Origin of the sequence: Conservatibacter flavescens (assembly GCF_002795425.1) — a bacterium.
Taxonomy (GTDB): domain Bacteria; phylum Pseudomonadota; class Gammaproteobacteria; order Enterobacterales; family Pasteurellaceae; genus Conservatibacter; species Conservatibacter flavescens.
This window is the reverse complement of sequence record NZ_PHHA01000008.1, coordinates 20209-42844: the sequence shown is the minus strand read 5'-3', so window position 1 is coordinate 42844 and position 22636 is coordinate 20209. Positions and strand designations below refer to the sequence as shown.

General features: G+C 38.6%; 20 protein-coding genes. 11 read left to right on the top strand and 9 right to left on the bottom strand.

The annotated features are described in order from the left end of the window. Positions 1 to 175: 175 nt before the first annotated feature. Genes yidC through rpmH form a run of 4 tightly spaced genes read right to left on the bottom strand, consistent with a single transcriptional unit; the run spans position 176 to position 2533 of the window. Complete coding sequence (yidC, locus tag CVP05_RS04835) at positions 176 to 1795, bottom strand: membrane protein insertase YidC (RefSeq protein WP_100288455.1); 1620 nt, start codon at positions 1793 to 1795, stop codon at positions 176 to 178. Further along, positions 1795 to 2058 carry a membrane protein insertion efficiency factor YidD gene (gene yidD / locus CVP05_RS04830; RefSeq protein ID WP_100288454.1) on the bottom strand — a complete coding sequence of 88 codons (264 nt, stop codon included), beginning with the start codon at positions 2056 to 2058 and terminating at the stop codon, positions 1795 to 1797. The genes yidC and yidD overlap by 1 nt, the downstream gene beginning before the upstream one ends. Then, positions 2022 to 2381, bottom strand: a complete 360-nt coding sequence (gene rnpA, locus CVP05_RS04825) for a ribonuclease P protein component (protein ID WP_100288453.1) — start codon at positions 2379 to 2381, stop codon at positions 2022 to 2024. Before rnpA ends, yidD begins: the two co-directional genes overlap by 37 nt. A gap of 17 nt (positions 2382 to 2398) precedes the next feature. Beyond that, positions 2399 to 2533, bottom strand: coding sequence for a 50S ribosomal protein L34 (rpmH, locus tag CVP05_RS04820; protein WP_005539760.1), 135 nt, complete (start codon positions 2531 to 2533; stop codon positions 2399 to 2401). 428 nt (positions 2534 to 2961) lie between these two features. Here rpmH and dnaA point away from each other — a divergent pair, with 428 nt between their 5' ends. From dnaA to CVP05_RS04775, 9 genes are all read left to right on the top strand, one after another. After that, positions 2962 to 4317: a chromosomal replication initiator protein DnaA gene (dnaA, locus tag CVP05_RS04815; RefSeq protein WP_243389201.1), complete on the top strand. Its 1356-nt coding sequence runs from the start codon at positions 2962 to 2964 to the stop codon at positions 4315 to 4317. A 10-nt stretch (positions 4318 to 4327) separates the two neighbouring features. Beyond that, the gene (gene dnaN / locus CVP05_RS04810) at positions 4328 to 5428 is read left to right on the top strand and encodes a DNA polymerase III subunit beta (protein WP_100288451.1); all 1101 of its coding nucleotides are present in this window, start codon (positions 4328 to 4330) and stop codon (positions 5426 to 5428) included. Between the two features lie 7 nt (positions 5429 to 5435). Beyond that, positions 5436 to 6512 (top strand): DNA replication/repair protein RecF, encoded by a 1077-nt coding sequence (gene recF, locus CVP05_RS04805; protein WP_100288450.1) that lies wholly within the window; start codon positions 5436 to 5438, stop codon positions 6510 to 6512. A gap of 266 nt (positions 6513 to 6778) precedes the next feature. Then, positions 6779 to 8386 carry an ABC transporter substrate-binding protein gene (locus CVP05_RS04800; RefSeq protein ID WP_100288449.1) on the top strand — a complete coding sequence of 536 codons (1608 nt, stop codon included), beginning with the start codon at positions 6779 to 6781 and terminating at the stop codon, positions 8384 to 8386. A 125-nt stretch (positions 8387 to 8511) separates the two neighbouring features. Next, positions 8512 to 10008 (top strand): PTS transporter subunit EIIC, encoded by a 1497-nt coding sequence (locus tag CVP05_RS04795; RefSeq protein ID WP_100288448.1) that lies wholly within the window; start codon positions 8512 to 8514, stop codon positions 10006 to 10008. A 65-nt stretch (positions 10009 to 10073) separates the two neighbouring features. Next, the gene (locus CVP05_RS04790) at positions 10074 to 11027 is read left to right on the top strand and encodes an ABC transporter permease (protein ID WP_100288447.1); all 954 of its coding nucleotides are present in this window, start codon (positions 10074 to 10076) and stop codon (positions 11025 to 11027) included. Continuing rightward, complete coding sequence (locus tag CVP05_RS04785) at positions 11027 to 13000, top strand: dipeptide/oligopeptide/nickel ABC transporter permease/ATP-binding protein (protein ID WP_100288446.1); 1974 nt, start codon at positions 11027 to 11029, stop codon at positions 12998 to 13000. Before CVP05_RS04790 ends, CVP05_RS04785 begins: the two co-directional genes overlap by 1 nt. A gap of 1 nt (position 13001) precedes the next feature. Beyond that, a complete protein-coding gene (locus CVP05_RS04780) occupies positions 13002 to 13814 on the top strand; it encodes an ATP-binding cassette domain-containing protein (protein ID WP_100288445.1) in 813 nt (270 codons plus the stop codon). Positions 13815 to 13876: 62 nt separating this feature from the next. Continuing rightward, a complete protein-coding gene (locus tag CVP05_RS04775; RefSeq protein WP_100288444.1) occupies positions 13877 to 15559 on the top strand; it encodes an FAD-binding protein in 1683 nt (560 codons plus the stop codon). Here CVP05_RS04775 and CVP05_RS04770 read toward each other — a convergent pair. From CVP05_RS04770 to rpmE, 5 genes are all read right to left on the bottom strand, one after another. Then, positions 15534 to 16289, bottom strand: coding sequence for a class I SAM-dependent methyltransferase (locus CVP05_RS04770; RefSeq protein WP_100288443.1), 756 nt, complete (start codon positions 16287 to 16289; stop codon positions 15534 to 15536). The two genes, CVP05_RS04775 and CVP05_RS04770, sit on opposite strands and share 26 nt — an antisense overlap. Before the next feature lie 109 nt (positions 16290 to 16398). Next, positions 16399 to 17379: a glycosyltransferase family 8 protein gene (locus tag CVP05_RS04765; protein WP_100288442.1), complete on the bottom strand. Its 981-nt coding sequence runs from the start codon at positions 17377 to 17379 to the stop codon at positions 16399 to 16401. Between the two features lie 5 nt (positions 17380 to 17384). Beyond that, positions 17385 to 18524, bottom strand: coding sequence for a glycosyltransferase family 4 protein (locus CVP05_RS04760; protein WP_100288441.1), 1140 nt, complete (start codon positions 18522 to 18524; stop codon positions 17385 to 17387). A gap of 3 nt (positions 18525 to 18527) precedes the next feature. Continuing rightward, the gene (locus tag CVP05_RS04755; RefSeq protein WP_243389200.1) at positions 18528 to 19517 is read right to left on the bottom strand and encodes a glycosyltransferase family 4 protein; all 990 of its coding nucleotides are present in this window, start codon (positions 19515 to 19517) and stop codon (positions 18528 to 18530) included. A gap of 143 nt (positions 19518 to 19660) precedes the next feature. Continuing rightward, complete coding sequence (gene rpmE / locus CVP05_RS04750) at positions 19661 to 19873, bottom strand: 50S ribosomal protein L31 (RefSeq protein WP_100288439.1); 213 nt, start codon at positions 19871 to 19873, stop codon at positions 19661 to 19663. Between the two features lie 157 nt (positions 19874 to 20030). On the opposite strand from rpmE, the gene CVP05_RS04745 reads away from it, so the two are divergent. Then, positions 20031 to 21161 (top strand): CdaR family transcriptional regulator, encoded by a 1131-nt coding sequence (locus CVP05_RS04745; protein WP_100288438.1) that lies wholly within the window; start codon positions 20031 to 20033, stop codon positions 21159 to 21161. 96 nt (positions 21162 to 21257) lie between these two features. Next, complete coding sequence (locus tag CVP05_RS04740) at positions 21258 to 22628, top strand: GntP family permease (protein WP_100288437.1); 1371 nt, start codon at positions 21258 to 21260, stop codon at positions 22626 to 22628. The last annotated feature ends 8 nt before the right edge of the window (positions 22629 to 22636 follow it).

The window sequence follows — 22636 nt, the reverse complement described above, 5'->3', positions numbered from 1 at the left end:
CGTATAGGCATAGTACGGTAAGCACAACATTTTAGCGAAATTAGGTAAGCCATTGGTGTTATCGTATTGATGTAAATTTTAATGAAACTAACCGCTTGTAACGAAAGTTACAGGCGGTGTTTTATAACAAAAAAGGCACCAAATTTCTCTGATGCCTCTGTGATGAGTGGGATAATTATTTTGCTCGAGAATGTAAGCCTTTTTTCTCTAACCCACGATAAATTAATTGTTGTTGTACAATGGTAATTAAGTTTGAAACTAACCAGTATAATACCAATCCTGCTGGGAACCAGAGGAAGAATACCATAAAGATCAGTGGCATAAAGTTCATAATGCGTTGTTGCATTGGATCTGCCATTGGAGTTGGAGAGAGTTTTTGCAACAAGTACATGGAACCACCCATTAGGATAGGTAAAATGTAGTAAGGATCTTGGGCGGATAAATCTTGAATCCAGCCAAAGAATGGCGCATGGCGTAATTCAACCGCTTCCATGAACGTCCAATAAAGCGCAATGAAAATCGGCATTTGTAACAAAATTGGTAAGCAGCCTCCCAATGGATTGACTTTTTCTTCTTTGTACAATTTCATCATTTCTTGGCTCATGCGTTGACGATCGTCACCAAAACGCTCACGCATTTCTTGCATTTTCGGTTGTAACATGCGCATTTTTGCCATTGAGGTATACTGTGCTTTAGTGAGCGGATATAAAATAGCTTTTACAACTAAAGTCACACCAATAATCGCTAAGCCCCAGTTTTTCACGATACTTTGAATGAATTCAAGTAACATAAAGAGAGGTTTTGCAATAAACCATGCCCAGCCATAATCTACGGTTAAATCTAAATTGTTAGCAGCTTGAGCCATTTCATTTTGTAATTTTGGACCTGTCCAAAGATGGCTGCTGATTGTTTCTGTCACGCCTGTTGGAATAGTGGTAATTGGGCCACGATAGCCTATAAAGCCATAACCATTACCTGTGCTTGAGTAAAGTTGGTTATCGGCATCTTGGTTTGGAATCCATGCTGAAACAAAGTAATGTTGTAATACCGCAACCCAGCCTGCTTTGGTGTTAATGGATAAATTGGCTTTTTCCATGTCTTCAAAGCTGTATTTTTTGTAATTTGTTTCAGAAGAAGAATAGGCGCCACCGGTATAAGTTGGCATTGCGATATTGCCTGAACTTTCTACTAGGGTATGTTTTAGTTGGCCATAAGGCTGAACTTCAATTGAGTTAGCACTATTATTTTGAATTTCAAAATTAACAGCTAAATCATAAGCATTGCGTTTTAAGACAAAAATTTTGCGATAAATAACGCCGTCTTTCTCAAAAGTTAGAGGAACGGTCAAGGTCTCTTGTCCATCAGCTAATTTAAAGTTGTCACCTTCTACATGGTAAGCTGCTCGACCGGCGCGGCTATCAATACCATCTTTGCCGATTAAGCCACTTTGTGCGACGTATAGGTGATTCGCTTTGTCTTGTAATAAGATAAATGGTGTATTGGAATTGAGTTCTGCATCATATTTTAATAACTCAGACTCCACAACATCGCCACCTAAAGTGTCCACTTTTAAGCGAAGTACATCATTTTCTAAAGTAATAATGCGCCCTTTAGTTTGAGTATCCACCATATTAGTTGTCGCGCTGGTGCTTTGTGGTGTATCCGAATGAGTGTTTGTTTCTTGTTGTTCAGTGACAACTGGCTTTGGTGTGTGGTAATCCAATTGCCATTGTTGATAGACAAGAAAAGACACAAAAAGTAGTGCGATAACGAGTAAACTACGTCTAGAATCCATTATTGTTTCTCTTTGTTTGTGATTGATTTCTTAGGTGGCACAGGATCATGCCCACCAGCATTTAAAGGATGACATTTTAATACACGCTTGAGCGTTAGCCAACTCCCTTTTAGCATTCCATGCGTTTTTAATGCTTCAATGCCGTATTGAGAGCAAGTTGGGTAAAAACGACAACGAGGCCCAATAAGCGGACTGATAACATATTGGTAGCATTTAATCAGCCCAATTAGGATTTTTGTGCCAAACGCATGTGACGATGCCATAGTTTGCTTAATGTGTGTGTTAATGTCTGATTATCTAAATTACCAATCCCTTTTTTGGCCACGATCACGAAATCCCAATGGGGTAAATCATGTTGTAATAAGCGGAAGCTTTCACGACAAATGCGTTTGATTCGATTACGATCGTGAGCGCGTTTCAGGTGTTTTTTGGCGACCGTTAAACCCAGTCTAGGAACATCAGCATGATTAGGGCGGGCTAAAATGGTAATTTGAGGCGAACTCGCGCGAAGCGGCTCTTGAAAGACGAATTTAAATTGACTGGGAGTTACTAAGCGTAACTCCCTTGAAAAGTTTAGCTTAATCACACGAAATGTGGTTAAGATTATGCGCTTAAACTTTTACGACCTTTAGCACGACGACGAGCTAATACTTGACGGCCGTTTTTCGTTGCCATACGTGCACGGAAACCGTGAGTACGGCTACGTTTTAATACAGATGGTTGAAATGTACGTTTCATAACTTAATTCTACCTAAATTCAATTGTTCTAATGAAAAAAATTATCATAAAATGAGGGACGGAATTTTAATCTTTATTCGTCCATTCGTCAAATAGGAATAGCCAAAATCCAGCGTGTCAGGTAAAAATAATGCTGCATTGGCTGTTTTTTGTGCAAAGTTGATTGACGGGGGAATTATACGGCTTTTTAGATAAAGATCAACCGCTGTGAGGCTTTTTTAAATTTTTCGCATTCGGATAAAGATCTTTATGTCAGTTTATTGTAAAATCAGCTTGTCAGTTTTCAACTAAACACAAAACGGCATTTTGGATTGTATAAAGGATACATATCAGAGAACAGCATCATCAATATATCCTGTATTTGCTAAAATAATCCGATTCGCACAACACTATTTAAGATTAGAACTATTAAATAAACGGAGCTTATTGTGTCTTCACTGTGGCAAGATTGCCTTTCTCAACTACAAGATCAGGTTTCGCCAACGCATTTCAGCACTTGGTTACGCCCTTTGCAAGCCGATGTTCAAGGCAATGTTTTGGTGTTATATGGGCCAAATCGTTTTGTTTTGGATTGGGTGCAAAATAATTATTTAGGCAAAATTACGGAAATTGTTCAGTTTTTGAGTAAAAATACGGATTTTGTGGTGAAGTTGCAAGAAGGGGTGAAGCCTGTCAGTGTCGCTAAAGTGAGTGAGACACCGTCATCCGGAAATGATGAAGTCGTGAAGCCGGTACAAGAGACGGAAAAAACTGTCACTTATCGCTCTAATCTCAATACAAAGCATGTATTTGAGAATTTTGTGGAGGGTAAGTCAAATCAATTAGCGCGTGCGGTTGCGCAAAAAGTCGCTGAAAATCCAGGCGAGCATGATTTAAACCCGCTCTTTTTATATGGCGGCACAGGGCTAGGAAAAACCCATTTATTACACGCCATTGGCAACGGTATTTTAGCCAATAATCCAGAAGCGAAAGTGGTATATATTCATTCTGAGCGTTTTGTGCAAGAAATGGTTAAAGCACTACGAACAGAAAGTATTGAAAAATTTAAAAAATTCTACCGCTCTTTAGATGTATTATTGATTGATGATATTCAATTTTTTGCGGAGAAAAAGGGGACGCAGGAAGAGTTTTTTCATACTTTTAATACTTTATTTGAGGGGGGGCGCCAAATTATTCTTGCTTCCGATCGCTTCCCTAAAGAAATTGATAAAATAGAAGAGCGTTTGAAATCCCGTTTTAGTTGGGGGTTGAGCATTGCCATTGAGCCACCAGAGTTAGAAACGAGGGTGGCGATTTTACTGAAAAAAGCGGAAGAAAAAAATCTAGATTTACCCCAAGAAGTTGCCTTTTTTATTGGGCAGAAATTGCGCGCCAATGTGCGTGAGCTAGAGGGGGCATTGAATCGGATTAGTGCGACAGCAGATTTTACCGGAAAAAAAATTGATATTGATTTTGTGCGTGAATCTTTAAAAGATATGATTGCTGTGCAAGATCGCCTTGTCACGATAGAGAATATTCAAAAAGTGGTCGCGGAATATTATCGGATTAAAGTGTCGGATTTAAAATCTAAAGTACGTACTAAATCTATTGCACACCCTCGACAATTGGCAATGGCGCTAGCAAAAGAATTAACCAATCGTAGTTTGCCTGAAATCGGTAAAAACTTCGGAGATCGTGATCATACTACGGTTTTACATGCCTGTAAGGCAGTGGCACAAAGACGTAAAGAAGATAGCAATGTGCAAGAAGATTATTCAAATTTAGTCAGAACATTATCGTCATAAGGAAACGGCTATGCAGTTTATTATTTCAAGAGAAAATCTGTTAAAACCTTTGCAACAAGTATGTGGCGTACTCAGTGGGCGACCAAATATTCCTGTATTGAATAATGTATTATTACAAGTGGAGCAAGAGCGTTTAACCATAACAGGGACAGATTTAGAAGTAGAGCTTTCTACGCAAGCGATACTTTCTTCTTCGCAAACAAATGGCAGTTTTACGATTCCGGCAAAGAAATTCTTGGATATTTGTAAGAGCCTGCCTGAGAATTCAGAGATTCAGGTGTTATTAGAAGAAGAACGTGCGATTATTCGTTCTGGGCGCAGTAAATTTAGTTTAACGACTTTACCTGCGGAAGAGTATCCAAATTTAGCCTCTTGGCAGTCAGAAGTGGAATTTGTCTTGCCACAGAGTACTTTACGCCGTTTAATCGAATCCACTCAATTTTCGATGGCCAATCAAGATGCGCGCTATTTTCTGAATGGTATGAAATTTGAAACAGAGGGGAATTTGTTACGTACTGTGGCAACCGATGGACATCGCCTTGCGGTGTGTACTATTGCGTTAGAGCAAGATTTGCAAACACATTCTGTGATTTTACCGCGTAAAGGGGTATTAGAGTTGATGCGTTTATTGGAGCATAACGATCAAGGGATTCAATTGCAAATTGGGACAAATAATTTACGTGTACAATTGCCAAATACGGTGTTTACCTCAAAATTAATTGATGGACGTTTTCCTGATTATCGTCGTGTTTTACCACGTAATGCGAATCGTATTGTGGAGGCAGACTGGGATATATTAAAGCAAGCGTTTTTACGTGCTGCGATTTTATGTAATGAGCGAGTGCGTAGTGTTCGCTTACAATTAAGTGAAAATCAATTGAAAATCACGTCATCGAACCCAGAGCAGGAAGAGGCGGAGGAAATCCTTGATATTTCTTATGTGGGTGAAGAAATGGAAGTGGGTTTTAATGTGACTTATATTTTAGATGTGTTGAATGCATTAAAATGTCGCCAAGTACGTATGCGTTTAACGGATTCCTCATCCAGTTGTTTGATCGAAGATTGTGAAGATGCGAGCGCTGAGTATGTGATTATGCCAATGAGATTATAGTGGGATCATGGCGCTTTCTCGTTTATTGATTGAACATTTCCGTAATTTAACAGCCGTCGATCTTGAATTAGATCACGGCTTTAACTTTTTGGTCGGTGCAAATGGCAGTGGTAAAACCAGTTTATTGGAAGCCATTTTTTATTTAGGGCATGGGCGTTCCTTTAAAAGTGCGGTCACAAATCGAATAATTTCTTATGAACAGCCGCATTTTCTGTTACATGGGCGTATTCAAGAACAGCAACACCAATGGTCTGTTGGGCTGCAAAAATTACGACAAGGCAATACCATTGTGAAAATTAATGGGGAAGATGGTAATAAAATTGCCGACCTTGCCCATCTTTTGCCTATGCAAATTATTACGCCTGAAGGTTTAACTTTGCTGAATGGTGGGCCGAGTTATCGTCGTGCCTTTTTAGACTGGGGTTTATTTCATCATCAATCGGGTTTTCATACCGCATGGTCAAATTTACATCGTTTATTGAAACAGCGTAATGCGGCGCTATTTCAAACGTCAAATTATCAAGCATTGAAAATTTGGGATATGGAGTTAGTCAAACTCGCCCATCAGGTCAGCCAATGGCGTGAGAACTATGCGGAAGCATTGCGGCCAGAAATCGAAAAAACCTGTGCACAATTTTTACCGGAACTTGAGATTCAAGTCAGTTTTCATCAGGGGTGGGAAAAGGAAGCGGATTATGGTGATATTTTGATGCGTAATTTTGAGCGAGATAAAGCTATCGGTTATACGCTGTCAGGCCCGCAAAAAGCAGATTTTCGTTTTAAAGCGAATGGATTACCTGTAGAAGATGTGCTTTCACGTGGGCAATTAAAATTGTTAATGTGTGCTTTACGGCTTGCGCAAGGGGAGCATTTGATGGCACAAAAAAATCGCCACTGTATTTTCTTAATTGATGATTTTGCCTCAGAGCTTGATGAAACGAAACGAGGGCTGTTGGCGGAACGTTTGCAAAGTAGTGGGTCGCAAGTGTTTGTGAGTGCCATTACTCATGAACAACTTACCCAAATGCAGCCAAAAAAACACCGCACTTTTTGTGTGAATAATGGTAATATTATGCCAGTCTAACAGAAGCAATTGGTTGGGATAAAAACCGATTTGCTTCGTTCATGTCTCTCATAAATCGAATATCTTGTGATCTATATCACAAATGTTGATTCTTATTGCGAGTGGTAGTTGCACTTCTTTTCTGTAGTTATTATGATGTGAATAAATCATTTTTGTTGTTTGATAATGATGTATTCACTTCATTTTTGGTTTTGTGGTGATTGAGATTATTCTGTTGTTACACTAAATGTCGTTACTGGATGTTCACAAAAAACTAGGAGTTTAAAATGACTAAACAAATCCTTCCTCAAGATGTAAACACACTCAATAATGAATCACGTCGTCATTTTATGAAAGTGTTAGCTGGCGTTGGTGCCGGTTTAGCTTTTAGTGGTTCGTTAGGGACTTTCACGCCGAATGCTTTTGCTGCAGCAAAAGGGAAAAGTATTGAAGCGGGTATCGCTTATCCATTGTCAACGGGGTTTGACCCGAAAATTACAACGGGTGCATCAACTTATGCAGCAAATCTACATATTTTTGAAGGTTTAGTAGATTTACATCCGGCAACCCGTGAAAAATATCTTGCGTTAGCAGGAAAAGATCCTGAGCAAGTAGATGATACAACATGGCGCGTGACTTTACGTGATGGCGCAGTTTTCCATGATGGAAAACCTGTGACAGCTGAAGATGTGGTATTCTCTTTTAACCGTATCTTAGATCCTGAACAAAAATCATTATTTGCTATGTTTATTCCATTTATTGACAAAGTAACAGCAATAGATGAAAAAAACATTGAGTTTAAATTGAAATATCCGTTTGCGTTGTTCCCTGAGCGTTTGACAATTGTGAAAATTGTGCCGAAACACGTTGTTGAAGCGGTAGGCGAAAGTAAATTTGATGCAAATCCAGTCGGTTCGGGTCCATTCAAATTTGTTTCAGCAGTGAAAGACGACAAAATTGTATTTGAAAAATTCGATGGTTATAACGGTAAATATCCTGCATTAGTAGAGAAGATGTCATGGTTCTTGTTGGCTGATGATTCTGCTCGTGTGAGTGCACAAGAATCTAAACGTACACAAGCGATGGAGTCTGTGCCATATCTTGATGCGGAACGTTTAAAACGCCGTAATACTGTGGAATCAGTACAATCTTTCGGCTTGCTATTCTTAATGTTTAACTGTAAGAAAGCGCCATTCAATGATGTTCGTGTTCGTCAAGCGTTACACTATGGTTTAGATACTCAACGTCTGATTGATATTGTATTTTTAGGCAATGCTAAAGCAGCAACCTCTTATGTACAAGATACCCATGTTGATTATTATAAAACCAAAGCACAATATGATTATGATGTAGAGAAAGCCTCAGCACTATTGAAAGAAGCGGGTGTCGACAAATTGGAATTTGTGTTGCGCGCAACAGATCATAGCTGGGTGAAAGAGTGTACTCCATTAATCTTAGAGTCTTGGAATAAGATCCCTGGCGTGAAAGTCACTCTTGAACAATATCAATCAGGTGCGCTATATAACAACTATGTCGATAGCGGAAATTATGAAGTTGTTGTTGCACCAGGTGACCCATCTGTATTTGGTAACGATTTAGACTTGTTATTAAGCTGGTGGTATCGTGGCGATGTATGGCCGAAAAAACGCTTTGGCTGGAGCGACACGCCTGAGTATGCAGAGGTTCAAAAACATCTTGATGCGGCAGTGGTTGCGAAGGATCGTGGTGATGCGCGTAAAGAATGGAATGCGGCTATGGATATTATTGCAGAGCAAGTGGCACTTTATCCAATTATTCACCGTAAATTACCATCTGCATGGGATGAGAAGGCATTGGAAAACTATCAACCACTACCAACTACAGGATTATCATTCTTAGGAGTTGGACGTAAGTAAATAGTTCATGTCTTGATCTACAAAACTCCCCTCTGCGGAGGGGAGTGATTACAATAATAATAAAAACAATGTTTTATCACTTCATTTTGTAACATCTCAAAATATAATTTCTAGAAGGAGTCGCTGTGTTTAAAGTTTTACAGCAAGTCGGTAAGGCTTTTATGTTGCCTATTGCAATTTTACCCGCAGCAGGTTTATTGCTCGGTATTGGCGGTGCTTTATCTAATCAAGCAACGGTCCAAGCTTATCCGGTATTGGATAGTGCTGTACTGCAGGGTATTTTTCAAATGATGGCTGCAGCCGGAACGGTGGTTTTTGCTAATTTATCACTGCTACTTTGTATTGGCTTGGGTATCGGTTTGGCACAACGGGATAAAGGCGTTGCGGCTTTAGCAGCGGTAGTGGGTTATTTAATTATGACGGGGACGATTGCGGCCCTTATTCCCATTTTCTCTCCTGAGCTTAAGGGTATTGATACGGGTGTGATTGGCGCATTGGTGATGGGCTTAATCACGGTATGGTTACATAATCGTTATCACAATATTCAATTGCCACAAGTATTGGGCTTTTTCGGTGGCTCACGCTTTGTACCAATTGTGACATCATTTGCTGCAATGTTTGTGGGTTGTCTCTTTTTCTTAACTTGGCCGACTTTTCAACAGTGGTTGACTAAAGCAGGGACCAATATTGCCGATATGGGCGCAATTGGTACCTTTTTCTATGGCTTTTTAATGCGTTTAAGTGGCGCGGTAGGATTACACCACATGATTTATCCATTGTTCTGGTATACAGAACTCGGTGGGACAGAAGTGGTGAATGGCGAAACGGTGGTTGGTGCGCAAAAAATCTTTTTTGCACAATTAAGTGATCCGAACCATACCGGTCTTTTTACAGAAGGAACACGTTTTTTTGCCGGTCGTTTTGCAACGATGATGTTTGGTTTACCGGCAGCTTGTTTAGCTATGTATCACTGTGTGCCTAAAGCACGTAAGGGGCTTTATGGTGGTTTATTTCTTGGTGCAGCGCTGACATCTTTTATTACGGGGATCACAGAGCCGATTGAGTTTATGTTCTTATTCGTTGCACCATTGCTCTATGTCTTCCACGCTTTTTTAGACGGGGTGTCATTCTTTGTCGCAGATTATCTGAATATTTCAATCGGGAATACCTTCTCGGGTGGTTTTATTGATTTCTTGTTATTCGGTATTTTGCAGGGCAACGATCACACTAATTGGATCAAGGTATTATTTGTTGGTATCGCCTGGTTTGCACTCTATTATTTCTCGTTTTTATTCTTAATTAAAAAATTTAATATTCAAACGCCGGGTAGAGCGGAGGATAACGAAGTCATTGCAGCGCCTGCACAAAATACTAATTTAACGGAAACTGCCCACCAAATTATTCAGGCGCTAGGCGATTCAGACAATATAGAACATGTAGATGCTTGTATTACGCGCTTACGTGTATCGGTGAAAGATGTAAAAAAAGTAGATAAGGCTGCACTGAAGACGTTAGGTGCAATTGATGTATTGGACGTCGGTGGTGGTATTCAGGCGGTTTATGGCGCTAAAGCTGTGCTGTATAAAGGCGAGATAAACCAAATACTCGGTAAAGAGGATTAAAGCAAGGTGTAAACGCCGAATTTCCCGATTTTGACAAAATAAATGAAGGTTGTTGGAGAAAAAATATGGAAATAGTATTTCGATTATTATTACGTCGCTTAATGGCATTGCCCGTTATGATTCTCGGCGTAACCGCGCTTGTATTTCTTATTTTGCAATTTATGCCGGGTGATCCCGCAACAATTGCATTAGGCGAAAGTGCGAGTGAGGCCGCGAAAGAATTATATCGTGAACGTCACGGTTTAAATGACCCAATTATTGTGCAATATGTGCGTTTTTTGGGGAATTTATTGGTACTTGATTTTGGAGTGACAACTCCTCCGGAACAACCGATTGTAGACTTGATTGCACGTTCGTTTCCGTTGACGTTACAGCTAACTTTTATTGGTGTGATTGGCGCTGCAATTATTTCATTTAGTTTAGGTATTATCGCTGCGCTCTATCGTGATCGTTGGGCAGATCAAGTGATTCGTCTTATCTCTGTTGCTGCAGTCGCGACACCGTCATTTTGGTTGGGGATTTTGTTAATTCAATATTTCTCTTTGGAGTTGGATTGGTTCCCATCGGGCGGCTTTGTGCCATTTAGTGAAAGTCCACTCGAATATATGCGCTCCATGACATTGCCTTCTTTAGCCTTATGTGTACCAGTTTGTGCCTCTTTGATTCGAGTGGTAAGAACATCTATGGTAGAAGAAATGGATAAAGACTATGTGCGTACCGCTATTGGTAATGGGGTTCCTTATGCAACAGTTATTCGTCATAACGTACTACGCAACGCTTTAATTACCCCCGTAACTGTACTGGGTTTACGAGTAGGTTATCTACTCGGTGGGGCCGTAGTAATTGAACAAATCTTTGACTTACCAGGAATGGGGAAACTTATTTTTAATGGTATTGTGAACCATGACTTACATTTGGTTCAAGGGGTGGTATTAACGATTGCGTTCACATTTGTGATAGTCAATATTGTCGTTGATATTTTGTATTTATTAATTAACCCTAAAATTCGGAGTCTATAATGTTTCGACAAGGATTAGCGCAGCGTTTAGCTGATGGTGGCGCAAGATTTCAGGCATTAACGGGCGCTGCTAAAATTTCATTATTATTTATTTTACTCGTTGCCTTAATTGCGATTTTTGCCCCTTGGGTCGCGAATTTCGATCCATTACAAACAATACGTCCGGTTCAAGCACCGAGTGCTGAATTTTGGTTTGGTACAGACCGATTAGGCCGCGATATTTTTTCACGTATGGTTTATGGTGCACAAACCTCACTCTTTATTGGTTTGGGCGCTGTGGGTTGTGCCATTTTATTCGGCGGTATTTTGGGTGCAACAGCAGCCACTGCGGATAAATGGGGCAATGAAATCATCATGCGTCTCATGGATATTTTAATGGCATTTCCAGGTATTGCATTGGCGGCGGTATTATTGTCTACCTTTGGTAATTCAGTGCCTGTGATTATCTTAACTATTGCTGTAGTATATACACCACAGCTCGCGCGTGTTGTACGTGCGAATGTGCTTTCTCAATGGGATGAAGATTATGTGCGAGCAGAGCGCGTAATCGGGGGAAGCCGAGTGTATATCATTCTAAAACACGTAGTGCGCAACACTGCCGCACCTGTATTGGTGTTTGCGACAGTAATGGTTGCTGATGCAATTGTGTTAGAAGCTTCCCTCTCGTTCTTGGGAGCAGGGGTACAGCCGCCTTACCCATCTTGGGGAAATATTATGTCGGAGGGGCGTAATTTAGTATTAAGTGGTTTTTGGTGGGCAACAACCTTTGCTGGTTTAGTTATTCTTCTTACCGTATTATCACTCAATATTTTATCTGAGGGATTGACTGATGCTTTAGTTAACCCGCGTTTGAAATCAGGTAAGAAAACGGATCATAAACCAGATGAGCGCTTAAGCACAGATGTGCAAGAGGCTATGGCAGAAACTCTAGCATTAAAACGCTATTTGCTACAGTTAAATGAGAAAGAAAACCAACGTCAAGATCGTATGCAGCTTGATCCGAATGCAAAACCTATTTTACAAGTTAAAAATCTTTCGATTCGCTTCCCTAATCGTTATGGAGAGATTCCATTGGTGGATAATATCAGTTTTACCGTCAATGAAGGGGAAACGATGGGACTTGTGGGAGAATCAGGTTGTGGTAAATCTATTACAGCATTCTCTATCATGGGATTGTTGCCGAAAACCGCTAAGATTACTGGCGAGATTTTATTTACAGATCGTCGAGGGCAACAACATAATTTATTGCAATCTACGGAATTAAATAAATTACGTGGTACCGATATTGCCATGATTTATCAAGATTCTTTAAGTGCATTGAACCCGTCTATGCGTATTAAAGATCAAATGGCACAGCTAATTAAACGCGGTAGCAAACATACGGCAGAAAAGCTGTTAGAATGGGTACATTTAGATCCAGAAAAAGTGTTAAATCGTTATCCCCATGAGCTTTCAGGTGGACAACGTCAACGTGTCGTTATTGCAATGGCACTGACACGTGAACCTAAGTTGCTAATTGCTGACGAGCCGACGACAGCGTTAGATGTTACTGTACAAGCTGAAGTGGTGAAATTACTCAATGAATTACGTGATAAATTAGGCTTTGCTATGGTTTTTGTTAGTCATGATTTGGCCTTAGTTGCGCAGCTGGCACATCATATAACCGTAATGTACGCGGGACAAGTTGTGGAAACTGCACCAACATCGCCATTATTAGCTAATCCAACCCATGAATATACTCGTGGCTTACTGGGTTCCGTATTATCCACAGAAGCAAGAGCAGAGCGTTTGTATCAAATTCCAGGTAGTGTGCCATCGCCATATGACTTTGCAAAAGGTGATCGTTTTGCTAGTCGTTCACTCCGTCCGGATGCGGATCCGAATCAAAAACTGAAACTTGTTCCGGTTGGCGATCATCCAAAACATTTATGGGCATCACATTTGGCAGAAAAATCTACGGTGAAGGAGGCGTAATATGGTAAATAGTATCAAGGTACTCAAAGAGCAAAATATTATTGATTTAGAAAATATTGTTGTGCAATTTCCTTCACGTGATGGCTCTTGGTTTGGGCGTAAAAAAATCACTGCCGTGAATAATGTCAGCTTAGGCATTAAGGCTGGAGAGACTATCGGTTTAGTTGGTGAATCGGGATGTGGGAAATCCACCCTAGCGAATGTGATTATCGGTTTACAACGCCCAACATCAGGTAGTGTTAAATTTAACGGCTTACAGATGCAGTATGGCAGTGCGGAAGCGCGTAGACAATTTGGTCGTCAAGTGTCGGTCATTTTCCAAGATCCAGCTACGGCGTTAAACCCGCGTATGAAAGTATTAGATATTCTACGGGATCCGTTAGATATTCATAATATTTTACAGCCACATGAGCGGGAAAAGCGCGTGTATGAGTTACTTTCTCGAGTAGGGTTGCCACGTTCGGCTGCGGCTGTTGAGCCAACCCGATTGTCAGGCGGACAAAAACAACGCGTGGCAATTGCACGCGCGTTGGCTCTGAATCCTAAGTTGATTGTGGCTGATGAACCGACATCCGCATTAGATGTATCTGTGCGCGCACAGGTATTAAATCTATTGGCAGATTTGAAAAAGGAACTGAATTTGGCAATGGTATTTATCTCTCATGATATTCAAACGGTACGCCAAGTTTCTGATCGAATTGTGGTTATGTTTGGTGGTCAAATTATGGAAACCGGCACTACTCAAGAAATTTTTGAGAACCCAAATATTGATTACACCAAAAAGCTTTTAGGGGCAGCCCCGTCGTTATTGTAGTAGGCAAAGGAAAAAGTGCGGTTTAAAATGTCGATGTTTTTTAACCGCACTTTGTTTGAGAAATAATGACAATACAAATTCACCAAATCATTGAAACACCACTATTAATTGTGGGGAGCGGTATCGCTGGACTAAGTTGTGCAGTTGAAGCTCAAAAGCAGAATATTCCTCATGTTTTAATCAGTAAAACCCCTCTTGCGGGAGGCGCAAGTTTCTTTCCTCTAAAAGCTACTTTAGGCATTCAAGTCACAGGGCAATCTTCGGACAAAGTGCTTTTTCAACAGGATATTGAACGTGTCGCTCAGGGAATGAATAATCCTAAAATCGTTAAGGCATATATTGAAGAATCCGCCGAGGCCGTGAGGCTGTTAAATGAAATTGGTTTCCAAGCATGGCAACGAGATGATAACCGGCCGGCTTGTTTTGCCCAGTATCCACGTCCTATTTATTTAATTAATAACTGGAAAAGTGCGGTGAAAAAAGCAAAAGAAATTTTAAACCAACAACCGCAAACACAATATTTTGAACAGGCTACGTTATTGCATATCGTCAGCCTACATAATCAGGTACAAGGGGCAGTTTTCGCCCTTAAACATGAAGAACACTGCCATTATGTTTTCTGCCAAACCCCCAATATTATTTTAGCAACAGGCGGTATTGCCGGATTGTACCAAGATAATTTATATCCTGCCGATATTATCGGCTCTACCCATTTTCTTGCATTAAAAGCAGGGGCAAATTTGGTGAATTTGGAATATATCCAATTTATTCCCGCATTTGTTGCGCCAAAATATAAAGTCTTATTTGGTGAACATACGTTGAAATATTGTATTGATGTGCAAGATAAAGCGGGGAATTCGCTTTTTCCTGATTTATCTGCGGAGGTATTTTCAGACATGGTTAAGGCGCGTAGCGACTATGCTCCGTTTTCGGTGGATTTTGATTGTGTAAAATTTGATTTACGCATTATGCAATATCTACTTCAACACCCGGAAGAAAAAGGCGTTTATTTACGCTATTCTCCAATGCTTTATCAAGATCAAGAGGCATTTTATCAGGTCTATTTGCAATGGCTGAAAAATGAGGTAGGAATCGATTTATTGCAGGAAAAAATCGCCATTGCGCCTTTCGCCCATAGTTGTAATGGCGGGATAGAAATTGATGAGTTTGCTCAAAGTGCAGTGCAGGGGTTATTTGCGGTTGGAGAGGTTTCTTCTTGCATTGAAGGCGCGAATCGCTTAGGGGGAAATTCTGTTGGTGGCGCGTTAGTTTTTGCGAAAAGAGCGGTGCAAAAAATTGCAGAAAATTTTGCTAAAAAATCACCGCACTTTGTGCCGTTAAACCAACAGGCGTTGACTGATTATATAGCGCAGTGGGAGAAGAGTTTACACAACCCGACGGGAGATGAGAATTTAAGCGCGAGTCAGGTATTACATCATCTACGTAAATTAATGACAAAGTTTGCTAATGTGTATCGCACCGACCAACAATTACAGCAATTACTGACAGAGTTGAACGGGCTAGAAAAACAATTTTGCCCTTTACATTATCAAGCTTTTCAAGGGATTGAAATTTACGCCGCATTGAAAACGGCGCAATTAGTCGTGCAAAGTATGATCGCAAGAACAGAAAGTCGAGGCGCACACTACCGGGCAGATTATCCACAACGAGATAAAAATGCCTATTTGCTTCAAGTGAGTCAAATAGGCATTAGAAAAATTATTTCTGACTACAAATCGCAATAAAATTTAATTTCTTCTCTGGGTCGTTGAAGGTTCTAAACATTTTTTTAAAGGTATCACGGTTTTCGGCCTTGAGAGCATTTTTAATAATTTTAGCGGCACCTAACACCCCTTCATCATAAATGATACCTTTTGGTGACAATAATGTCATATCACCAGAAAAGGTATCTACATTGCGGAAACCATTATCAAGAAACACGGCTTTCCAATCTTCTTTGCTTAATGGTGTCACAGTGATATTAATCGCATCGCGTAGTTGTGCAATGACGGCCTCTGAATCCGTTGTTGTCAGCATGACATCATGGGTTAATAAAAAACCACCCGGTTTGAGCACGCGATAATACTCTGCTACCGCTTTCATTTTAGCTTGTAATGGCAGCATTGTGAGCATGGCTTCATTAATGACAATGTCGAAATGATTGTCTGCAAAAGGTAATTTCATGGCATTTGCACGTTGCACATGAATTTTATCTTGTAGGTTATTTGCGACAATATTCGCTTTAGCTTTTTCTAATGCGGCCTCGTCAAGATCGACACCCTCGATATGACAACCATAAGTTTTCGCCAATCCAATTGCGGTTGTACCCATATTACATGCGACTTCTAGTACTTTTTTATCTTGACTAAAATCACCATTAGCAATTAGCCAGTCCGTCGCTTTTTTACCGCCCGGACGTAAACGAGTTTTGCCTAAACGCGCTAAAAAATTATGCCCGACTTCGTCTTTTTTCATAAAATTTGTCCTTTAGTAAGTATGCTCTTTTGTTATTATAGATGAATAGTGTTGTGAAAAATATCAAATTCCTTTTTTCCTTCATAATTATTTTCTAGATACATTTAGATTAGGCGGAATTATTAAGAAGTTTGTTGTAAATATATTTTAGTTGATAATAACAAGCTTTAATTGGCTTTTTCTTCCATAAAAGTTTTGAAGATTTACGGTATGCATTAGTCGTTTTAGGCTCAAGTAAGTGTGGTACCTGTCCAAATAGCTCTTTATAATACTGACTGTATATTTTACTTTCACCAGCTTGATGCCAAGGCTTTATTTCTCCAGTATAGTGGATAATAGATACATTATTCGTCATAAATAGAAATTTATTTTGCTTGTCTCCTAACCAATCAGTCCAATTAAATTTGTTAGAAATAAAATAAACATCACCATTTGCAAGAATATTTAGAATATCTTGATCCATATATGTGAAATTTTGCTGATTAATTAGTTGAATAAATTTCTCTGTAAGTTGATTTTTATTCCACTTTTTAACATTAATTAAAAGTACGCCAGCATTAAAGTAAATTGCCCACTTAGGAAAGCCAAAAGGATATAAACTTTGTATATAGTTTAGATTAGCTAAATCCGGACTAGCAGCAAGTAAATTTGTATTAAGTTGTATTTCTAAAAGAGGTTCTAAACTGCCAGTACAGAGAGTGTCTATATCAAGATATAAGAATTGTTCTTGTAGTACAAGTGGCATTACAGCCCGATAATATGTTGCTTGATTAATATGAGCAATGTTTTTATTAATTTTAAAATGAGAAAAATATTCAGTATTGATTTTATAGAATGTAGTATTAAAGTTTGAATATTTAAGTTGTTGTAGGAAAATAATTTCATCATAAGGCATATCTTCCGTGAAGATATGAAAATGTATATTAATGTTTGAATTGTTTTTAAGAATAGAAAACAATAACACTCTTAAATATGTCAAATAATTATTATCTGCACCAAAAGCGATATGGTATATTTTATTTGATGATTTTATATGAGTAATGATATCTGTTTTGGCGAGTAGTAAATTTTCAATACTTATTTCTTTCATTTTGATTATTTTTTTACTTCTTTATGAATTAATGTACGTAAGTCGTTTATGCATTTTTCAACGTTATGTACAGATTTTACATATTCAATAGCTTGCTTCCCAAGAGCTAGGCGGTGTTCATCATTCTCCATTAAATGACGGATAGCATTAACATATAATTCTACTTTGTCAAAACCATCTCCAAGTACATCTCCAACATGAATTCCAAATGTACTCGTTAGATTCTCAGGATTACGATTACTCACTAATAGGGTACCATAAGCCAATGCCTCGAGAAAGGAAATAGGTAAGGCTTCATGAATAGATGTATTAACGAGTATCTTGGCATTCTTTAAGAAATTTTCTTTTTCTATGCCATCTACATGACCTGGAAAATGTAGATTAGGAATATTTCCATTAATATAAGGCGCCATAATAACGGAGTTTTTATCTGCTTCCCTAAATGTTTGACCTAGCATATAAAACTGATATTCGGGCATTTTTTTGGCAATTTCGCAGAATAACCATCCACGCTTTACGGATTCAATTCTCCCCAAGAAAATAATCATATTTTCTTTTTTATGAGTCATAAGATCGAAGTTATAATCAATATCCACAGGGTTAGGAAGATAGGTTATTTCAGTTTCGTCTGCTAATTTATAAAGATCTTTTGCTTTTTGGTTGAGAAAAAATCCTTGAGTGATAAATTTGATACGATTTTCTAAATAAATTTTGTGTATAAAATCATATAGTTTTTGATTGTAATAACTAGTTTCTGGAAATAATGTGACTGTATTGATTTCATCCCATTCGTACATAGGACGAGGATCTTGTATCCAAAAAATTAATTTTTTATCGATATCGAGCTCTAAAATATAGCGATAAGCTAACTCAATACTTAAGTAAATGTCGTAATTTTGTTTTTTCAACCAACGTTTAGCAAACCATTTTCGTCTAGGTAAGCGATAAACATCTATATTATCAATAATATGATGTTCTAGTGCATAATGGCTTTTACTTTTACCTAATAGTACGTCAACCTGAATATGTTCATTGGGTAAATATTTTGCTATATAACGTCTAGCTAAAAAACCATATCCGCCAAACGCTGTGCCCGCTCCACCAAAATATTCATCAATAATTAGACCGACTTTAATTTTTTTCATGTTTTACCTATTTTGTGAAGATATTTTTTGAATGATATGTAGCAAGGATATCATATGCTGTTCTAATGTTGGATGATAGCTTAGCACAGAAAAAGGATCATGAATACGCGATTTTTGTTGTAATGAATCTTGTATTGCATGATGTAGAGATGCTGCATCATCAAGATCGAATAAATGCCCAAAATAATTTTGTAATACCTCAGTACATGCCATATTTTTAGAGAAGATGATAGGTGTACCACATAGAATAGACTCTATACCAACTAAGCCGAAAGGTTCATATTTTGAAGCCATAATTGTAAAATCAGCAGCTTGATAGAGCTCTGGCATATTTTTACAAAAACCTAATGAACGGATGCGTTTACTTTCTTGGACTGGGGTTCCGGCCACCACTAGTTTAATCGGTAATGTGGTTTGTTCAAAATAGTGTTTAAGTAACTCAAAACCTTTACGAGCATGGCCAGTAGATGGAAACAAATAAATAATTTCGTTTTCATTAAAACCAAATTTTTCCCGTAATTTTGAGCGCTTTTGACTGTCTATACAATGAAACTTTTGTGTATCAACGGGAGGATAAATGACCTCAATTTTATTTGCTGGGATCTGATATAGATTAATTAATTCTAGCTTCATTAATTGTGAATGGGCAATAATAATCTTGCTATTGTAATAAGCTTTTTGTTCTAAATAGATTTTATATTTATCGAGTAAGGTGGCATTTTTTGACAAAGCTTGTAAATAGCCTTTATGTTGTCCTCCGCAAATTGTGATATCTGCTGGTTGTGTATGGGCAAGAGAAATGATAATTTCATCTGCTCGTTTGTATTTCTTAATAGCTTGAGATAGAAAAGAGAGGCGGAGTTTTTTAGGTATAAATGATAAATTAATCTTTTTGGGGGTAATCCATTGATATTCTTCTAATTTTGAATCAAATGAGGAGGTGTAAATAGTTGGTCGAATGTTGCTATAGTGGAATCCACGAATAAGATCCAATAGGTAGCGCTCCATCCCCCCCCCCCTTGCTTAAATTTTAAACAAGATAATGCTATTTTCATATTAATCCCCTTTACTTAGATTGGAAGCTAGATATAAAAATAAACCCCACTAAATAGCAGGGTTTGATTCTTAGTTTATGATTATTTTGTACCAGGAATACTGAAACGTTTGTTAAAGCGTTCTACGCGACCGCCAGTATCAACAACACGTTGTTTGCCGGTATAGAATGGGTGGCATTTCCCACACACATCTAAGTTTAAATTTTTGCCCACTGTTGAACGGGTTTTGATTACATTACCGCAAGAACATGTTGCAGTAATTTCTTTATATTCAGGATGAATACCTTGTTTCATAGAAAACCTCAAAAGAAGCCATACCGCTGTCAGCGCTTTTTTGCTGATACCGTATGTAATTAATAATCTGTCGATGACAGTCCAAAATTTAGGTGTTGAATTGTACAGAAAAAAGAGACATCATTCAAGAGGGAATGAATGGTTCCATGGAGGCTTAATGAAATTAAATCAACAAACGGCAACGGCGATTGTGAAACGGGCAATGCGGATTATTCCGTATTCTGTGAATGTGATGGATGAAAATGCGATGATTATTGCCTCTGGTGATGCGAGTCGTATTGGGGAACGTCATACGGGCGCAGTGATTGTGTTGCGACGTCAGGAGGCGCTTGAAATTGATGAAGAGTTAGCGAAGCAATGGAATTATGAAGCAAGAGAGGGAATTAATTTACCGATCAATTATTTAGGCAGAACGATAGGCGTAATTGGTATTTCGGGGAATCCAGATCAAGTTCGTCATTATGCTCAATTAGTGACGATGACGGCTGAATTAATGATAGAACACCGTGCGATGTTAGAGCAGGAGCGTTGGCAGAGGCGTTATAAAGAGGAATTTGTTCATCAGTTATTACGTGGTAATTTATCCGTAGAGCAAATTAGTAGCCAAGCTGAGTTTTTCCAGTTTGATTTTGAGCAACCTTTTGTTGTATTGATATTTGCGTTACAACAACCCACTTCCGAGCGTTTACAAGCACTATTATTACATTTAGAACAACGGCAACAAAATCTGGCGTTGGCGGTGGTAGATTTGGATAAAATTGGGGTGTTGTTATCCGTAAATGAATTAGATTATTTACGCAAAACGGAGCGTTTACGAGACTTTTTACCGAAAGACTGGTTAAAAAATACAGTAAAAATAGCGGTTGGCGCAGAGGTGAATAGTCTTCAAGAAGCCCATTTTTCTTATCAATCAGCGTTGCATACGCTTATTTATGCAATGCAAAGCCATAGGAAAAAAAGCATTTTATTTTTTGAGGATTATTTGCTACCTGCCCTTCTTACGGATTTTGCTCAGTCTTGGCAAGGTAAAAAGTTACTTACAGCCGTACAAAAAATTCAAGAACATCAAGATAGAGCGCAGCTATTTAAAAGTTTACAACAGTATTTTTTCTCAAATTGTGATCTTAGCCATGCTTCACAAAAATTGTTTATCCACCCCAATACATTACGTTATCGTTTAACTAAAATTGAACAGATAACTGGTTTATCTTTCAATAAGATAGATGAAAAATTTAGACTTTATTTAGGCACGCTTCTACTTCCGTATTTGGAGAAAAATACAAAATAGAGGCCGTTTTAGATGGTAATTTTGTAGAATAAACTAAAGATTTTGAGCGGGTTATATTTGATGATTGCTTCACCTTAATTTACTTTAGGAGGCAATATGGGCGGTATGGCGTTGATAATTTGCTTTGTTTTAGCAATTATCTTGATGATTTTTTTGATTTCAAAATTAAAAGTGCATCCATTTTTGGCATTGATGTCGATTTCACTATTATTAGCGTTTGTTGCAGGCATTGAACTGGGACGAATTCCTGCAATGATTGGTGATGGTTTTAGTGGCATTTTTAAAAGTATCGGGATTGTGATCATATTTGGGGCGATCATTGGTACTATCTTAGAAAAAACAGGGGCTGCGCTGAAACTGGCGGATATGGTAGTGAATACCGTAGGAAAAAAACGTCCAGAGTTGGCGATGTTAATAATGGGGTGGATTGTGGGTATTCCTGTTTTTTGCGATAGCGGCTTTGTTGTACTCAATCCGATTCGAGAAGCATTGCGTAAAAAAATTGCAGCGAGCCCTATTGGTATGGCTGTAGCATTAAGCGCTGGATTATATGCCTCTCATGTTTTTATTCCGCCAACACCGGGTCCAATTGCAGCAGCGGGTGCCGTTGGTGTCGGAAATAATCTATTGTTGGTTATTTTAATGGGCGTTATCGTCTCTATTCCTGTGCTTTTGGCGGCTTATCTTTTTGCCAAATGGATCGGCAAACGTGTCAATATTGAACAGAACCAAGAAGATCTGACTGATAGTTATGAGAAAATTCTTCAGCAGTATGGGAAATTGCCTTCTGGTTTTCTGAGTATTGCGCCGATTTTAATGCCAATTGTGTTTATGGCGCTTGGTTCTATTTTTAAAATTTTAGGCATTACAGGTACATTAGGCAATTTAGTGCAGTTTTTAGGAAGCCCAATTATTGCTTTAGCCATAGGGGTCATTTTTGCCGTGATTTTATTAGTGCAAAGCAAAAAAATGAGTGAGTTTGACCATTTAACTAATGAAACGCTTAAAATTGCAGGCCCAATTTTGTTTATTACTGCGGCTGGTGGCGTGTTAGGCAAAGTGATCACTGAAGCAGGTTTTGTCGAATACATTAAACAAAATGCGCATATTATCACGACTGTGGGGATCTTTTTTCCTTTTATCATTTCGGCTATTTTGAAAACAGCACAAGGTAGCTCTACTGTTGCGATTATTACAACCGCCTCTATTATGGGGATGTATAGTGATAGTGAATCATTAATGACTTTATTAGGATTAAGCTCAGAAATTGGCGCGGTGCTTTGTGTGATGGCGATTGCCGCTGGTGCAATGTGTGTTTCTCACGCAAATGATAGCTATTATTGGGTCGTGACTAATTTTAGTAAAATGACACCACAGCAGGGATATAAAACACAAACGTTATTAACCCTAATAATGGGTTTTACAGGTATGTTAACTGTGTATGTTCTCTCTTTATTTTTACTCTAGAAAGGAAA

Bases quoted from the DNA above. Each gene is read 5' to 3' on its own strand.
- CVP05_RS04740 (WP_100288437.1), top strand. From the start codon at position 21,258: ATGGGCGGTATGGCGTTGATAATTTGCTTTGTTTTAGCAATTATCTTG.
- CVP05_RS04770 (WP_100288443.1), bottom strand. From the start codon at position 16,289: ATGAAAAAAGACGAAGTCGGGCATAATTTTTTAGCGCGTTTAGGCAAA.
- CVP05_RS04780 (WP_100288445.1), top strand. From the start codon at position 13,002: ATGGTAAATAGTATCAAGGTACTCAAAGAGCAAAATATTATTGATTTA.
- rpmH (WP_005539760.1), bottom strand. From the start codon at position 2,533: ATGAAACGTACATTTCAACCATCTGTATTAAAACGTAGCCGTACTCAC.
- CVP05_RS04785 (WP_100288446.1), top strand. From the start codon at position 11,027: ATGTTTCGACAAGGATTAGCGCAGCGTTTAGCTGATGGTGGCGCAAGA.
- CVP05_RS04760 (WP_100288441.1), bottom strand. From the start codon at position 18,524: ATGAAAAAAATTAAAGTCGGTCTAATTATTGATGAATATTTTGGTGGA.
- CVP05_RS04790 (WP_100288447.1), top strand. From the start codon at position 10,074: ATGGAAATAGTATTTCGATTATTATTACGTCGCTTAATGGCATTGCCC.
- CVP05_RS04765 (WP_100288442.1), bottom strand. From the start codon at position 17,379: ATGAAAGAAATAAGTATTGAAAATTTACTACTCGCCAAAACAGATATC.
- CVP05_RS04800 (WP_100288449.1), top strand. From the start codon at position 6,779: ATGACTAAACAAATCCTTCCTCAAGATGTAAACACACTCAATAATGAA.
- yidD (WP_100288454.1), bottom strand. From the start codon at position 2,058: ATGGCATCGTCACATGCGTTTGGCACAAAAATCCTAATTGGGCTGATT.
- CVP05_RS04745 (WP_100288438.1), top strand. From the start codon at position 20,031: ATGAAATTAAATCAACAAACGGCAACGGCGATTGTGAAACGGGCAATG.
- recF (WP_100288450.1), top strand. From the start codon at position 5,436: ATGGCGCTTTCTCGTTTATTGATTGAACATTTCCGTAATTTAACAGCC.
- dnaN (WP_100288451.1), top strand. From the start codon at position 4,328: ATGCAGTTTATTATTTCAAGAGAAAATCTGTTAAAACCTTTGCAACAA.
- rpmE (WP_100288439.1), bottom strand. From the start codon at position 19,873: ATGAAACAAGGTATTCATCCTGAATATAAAGAAATTACTGCAACATGT.
- yidC (WP_100288455.1), bottom strand. From the start codon at position 1,795: ATGGATTCTAGACGTAGTTTACTCGTTATCGCACTACTTTTTGTGTCT.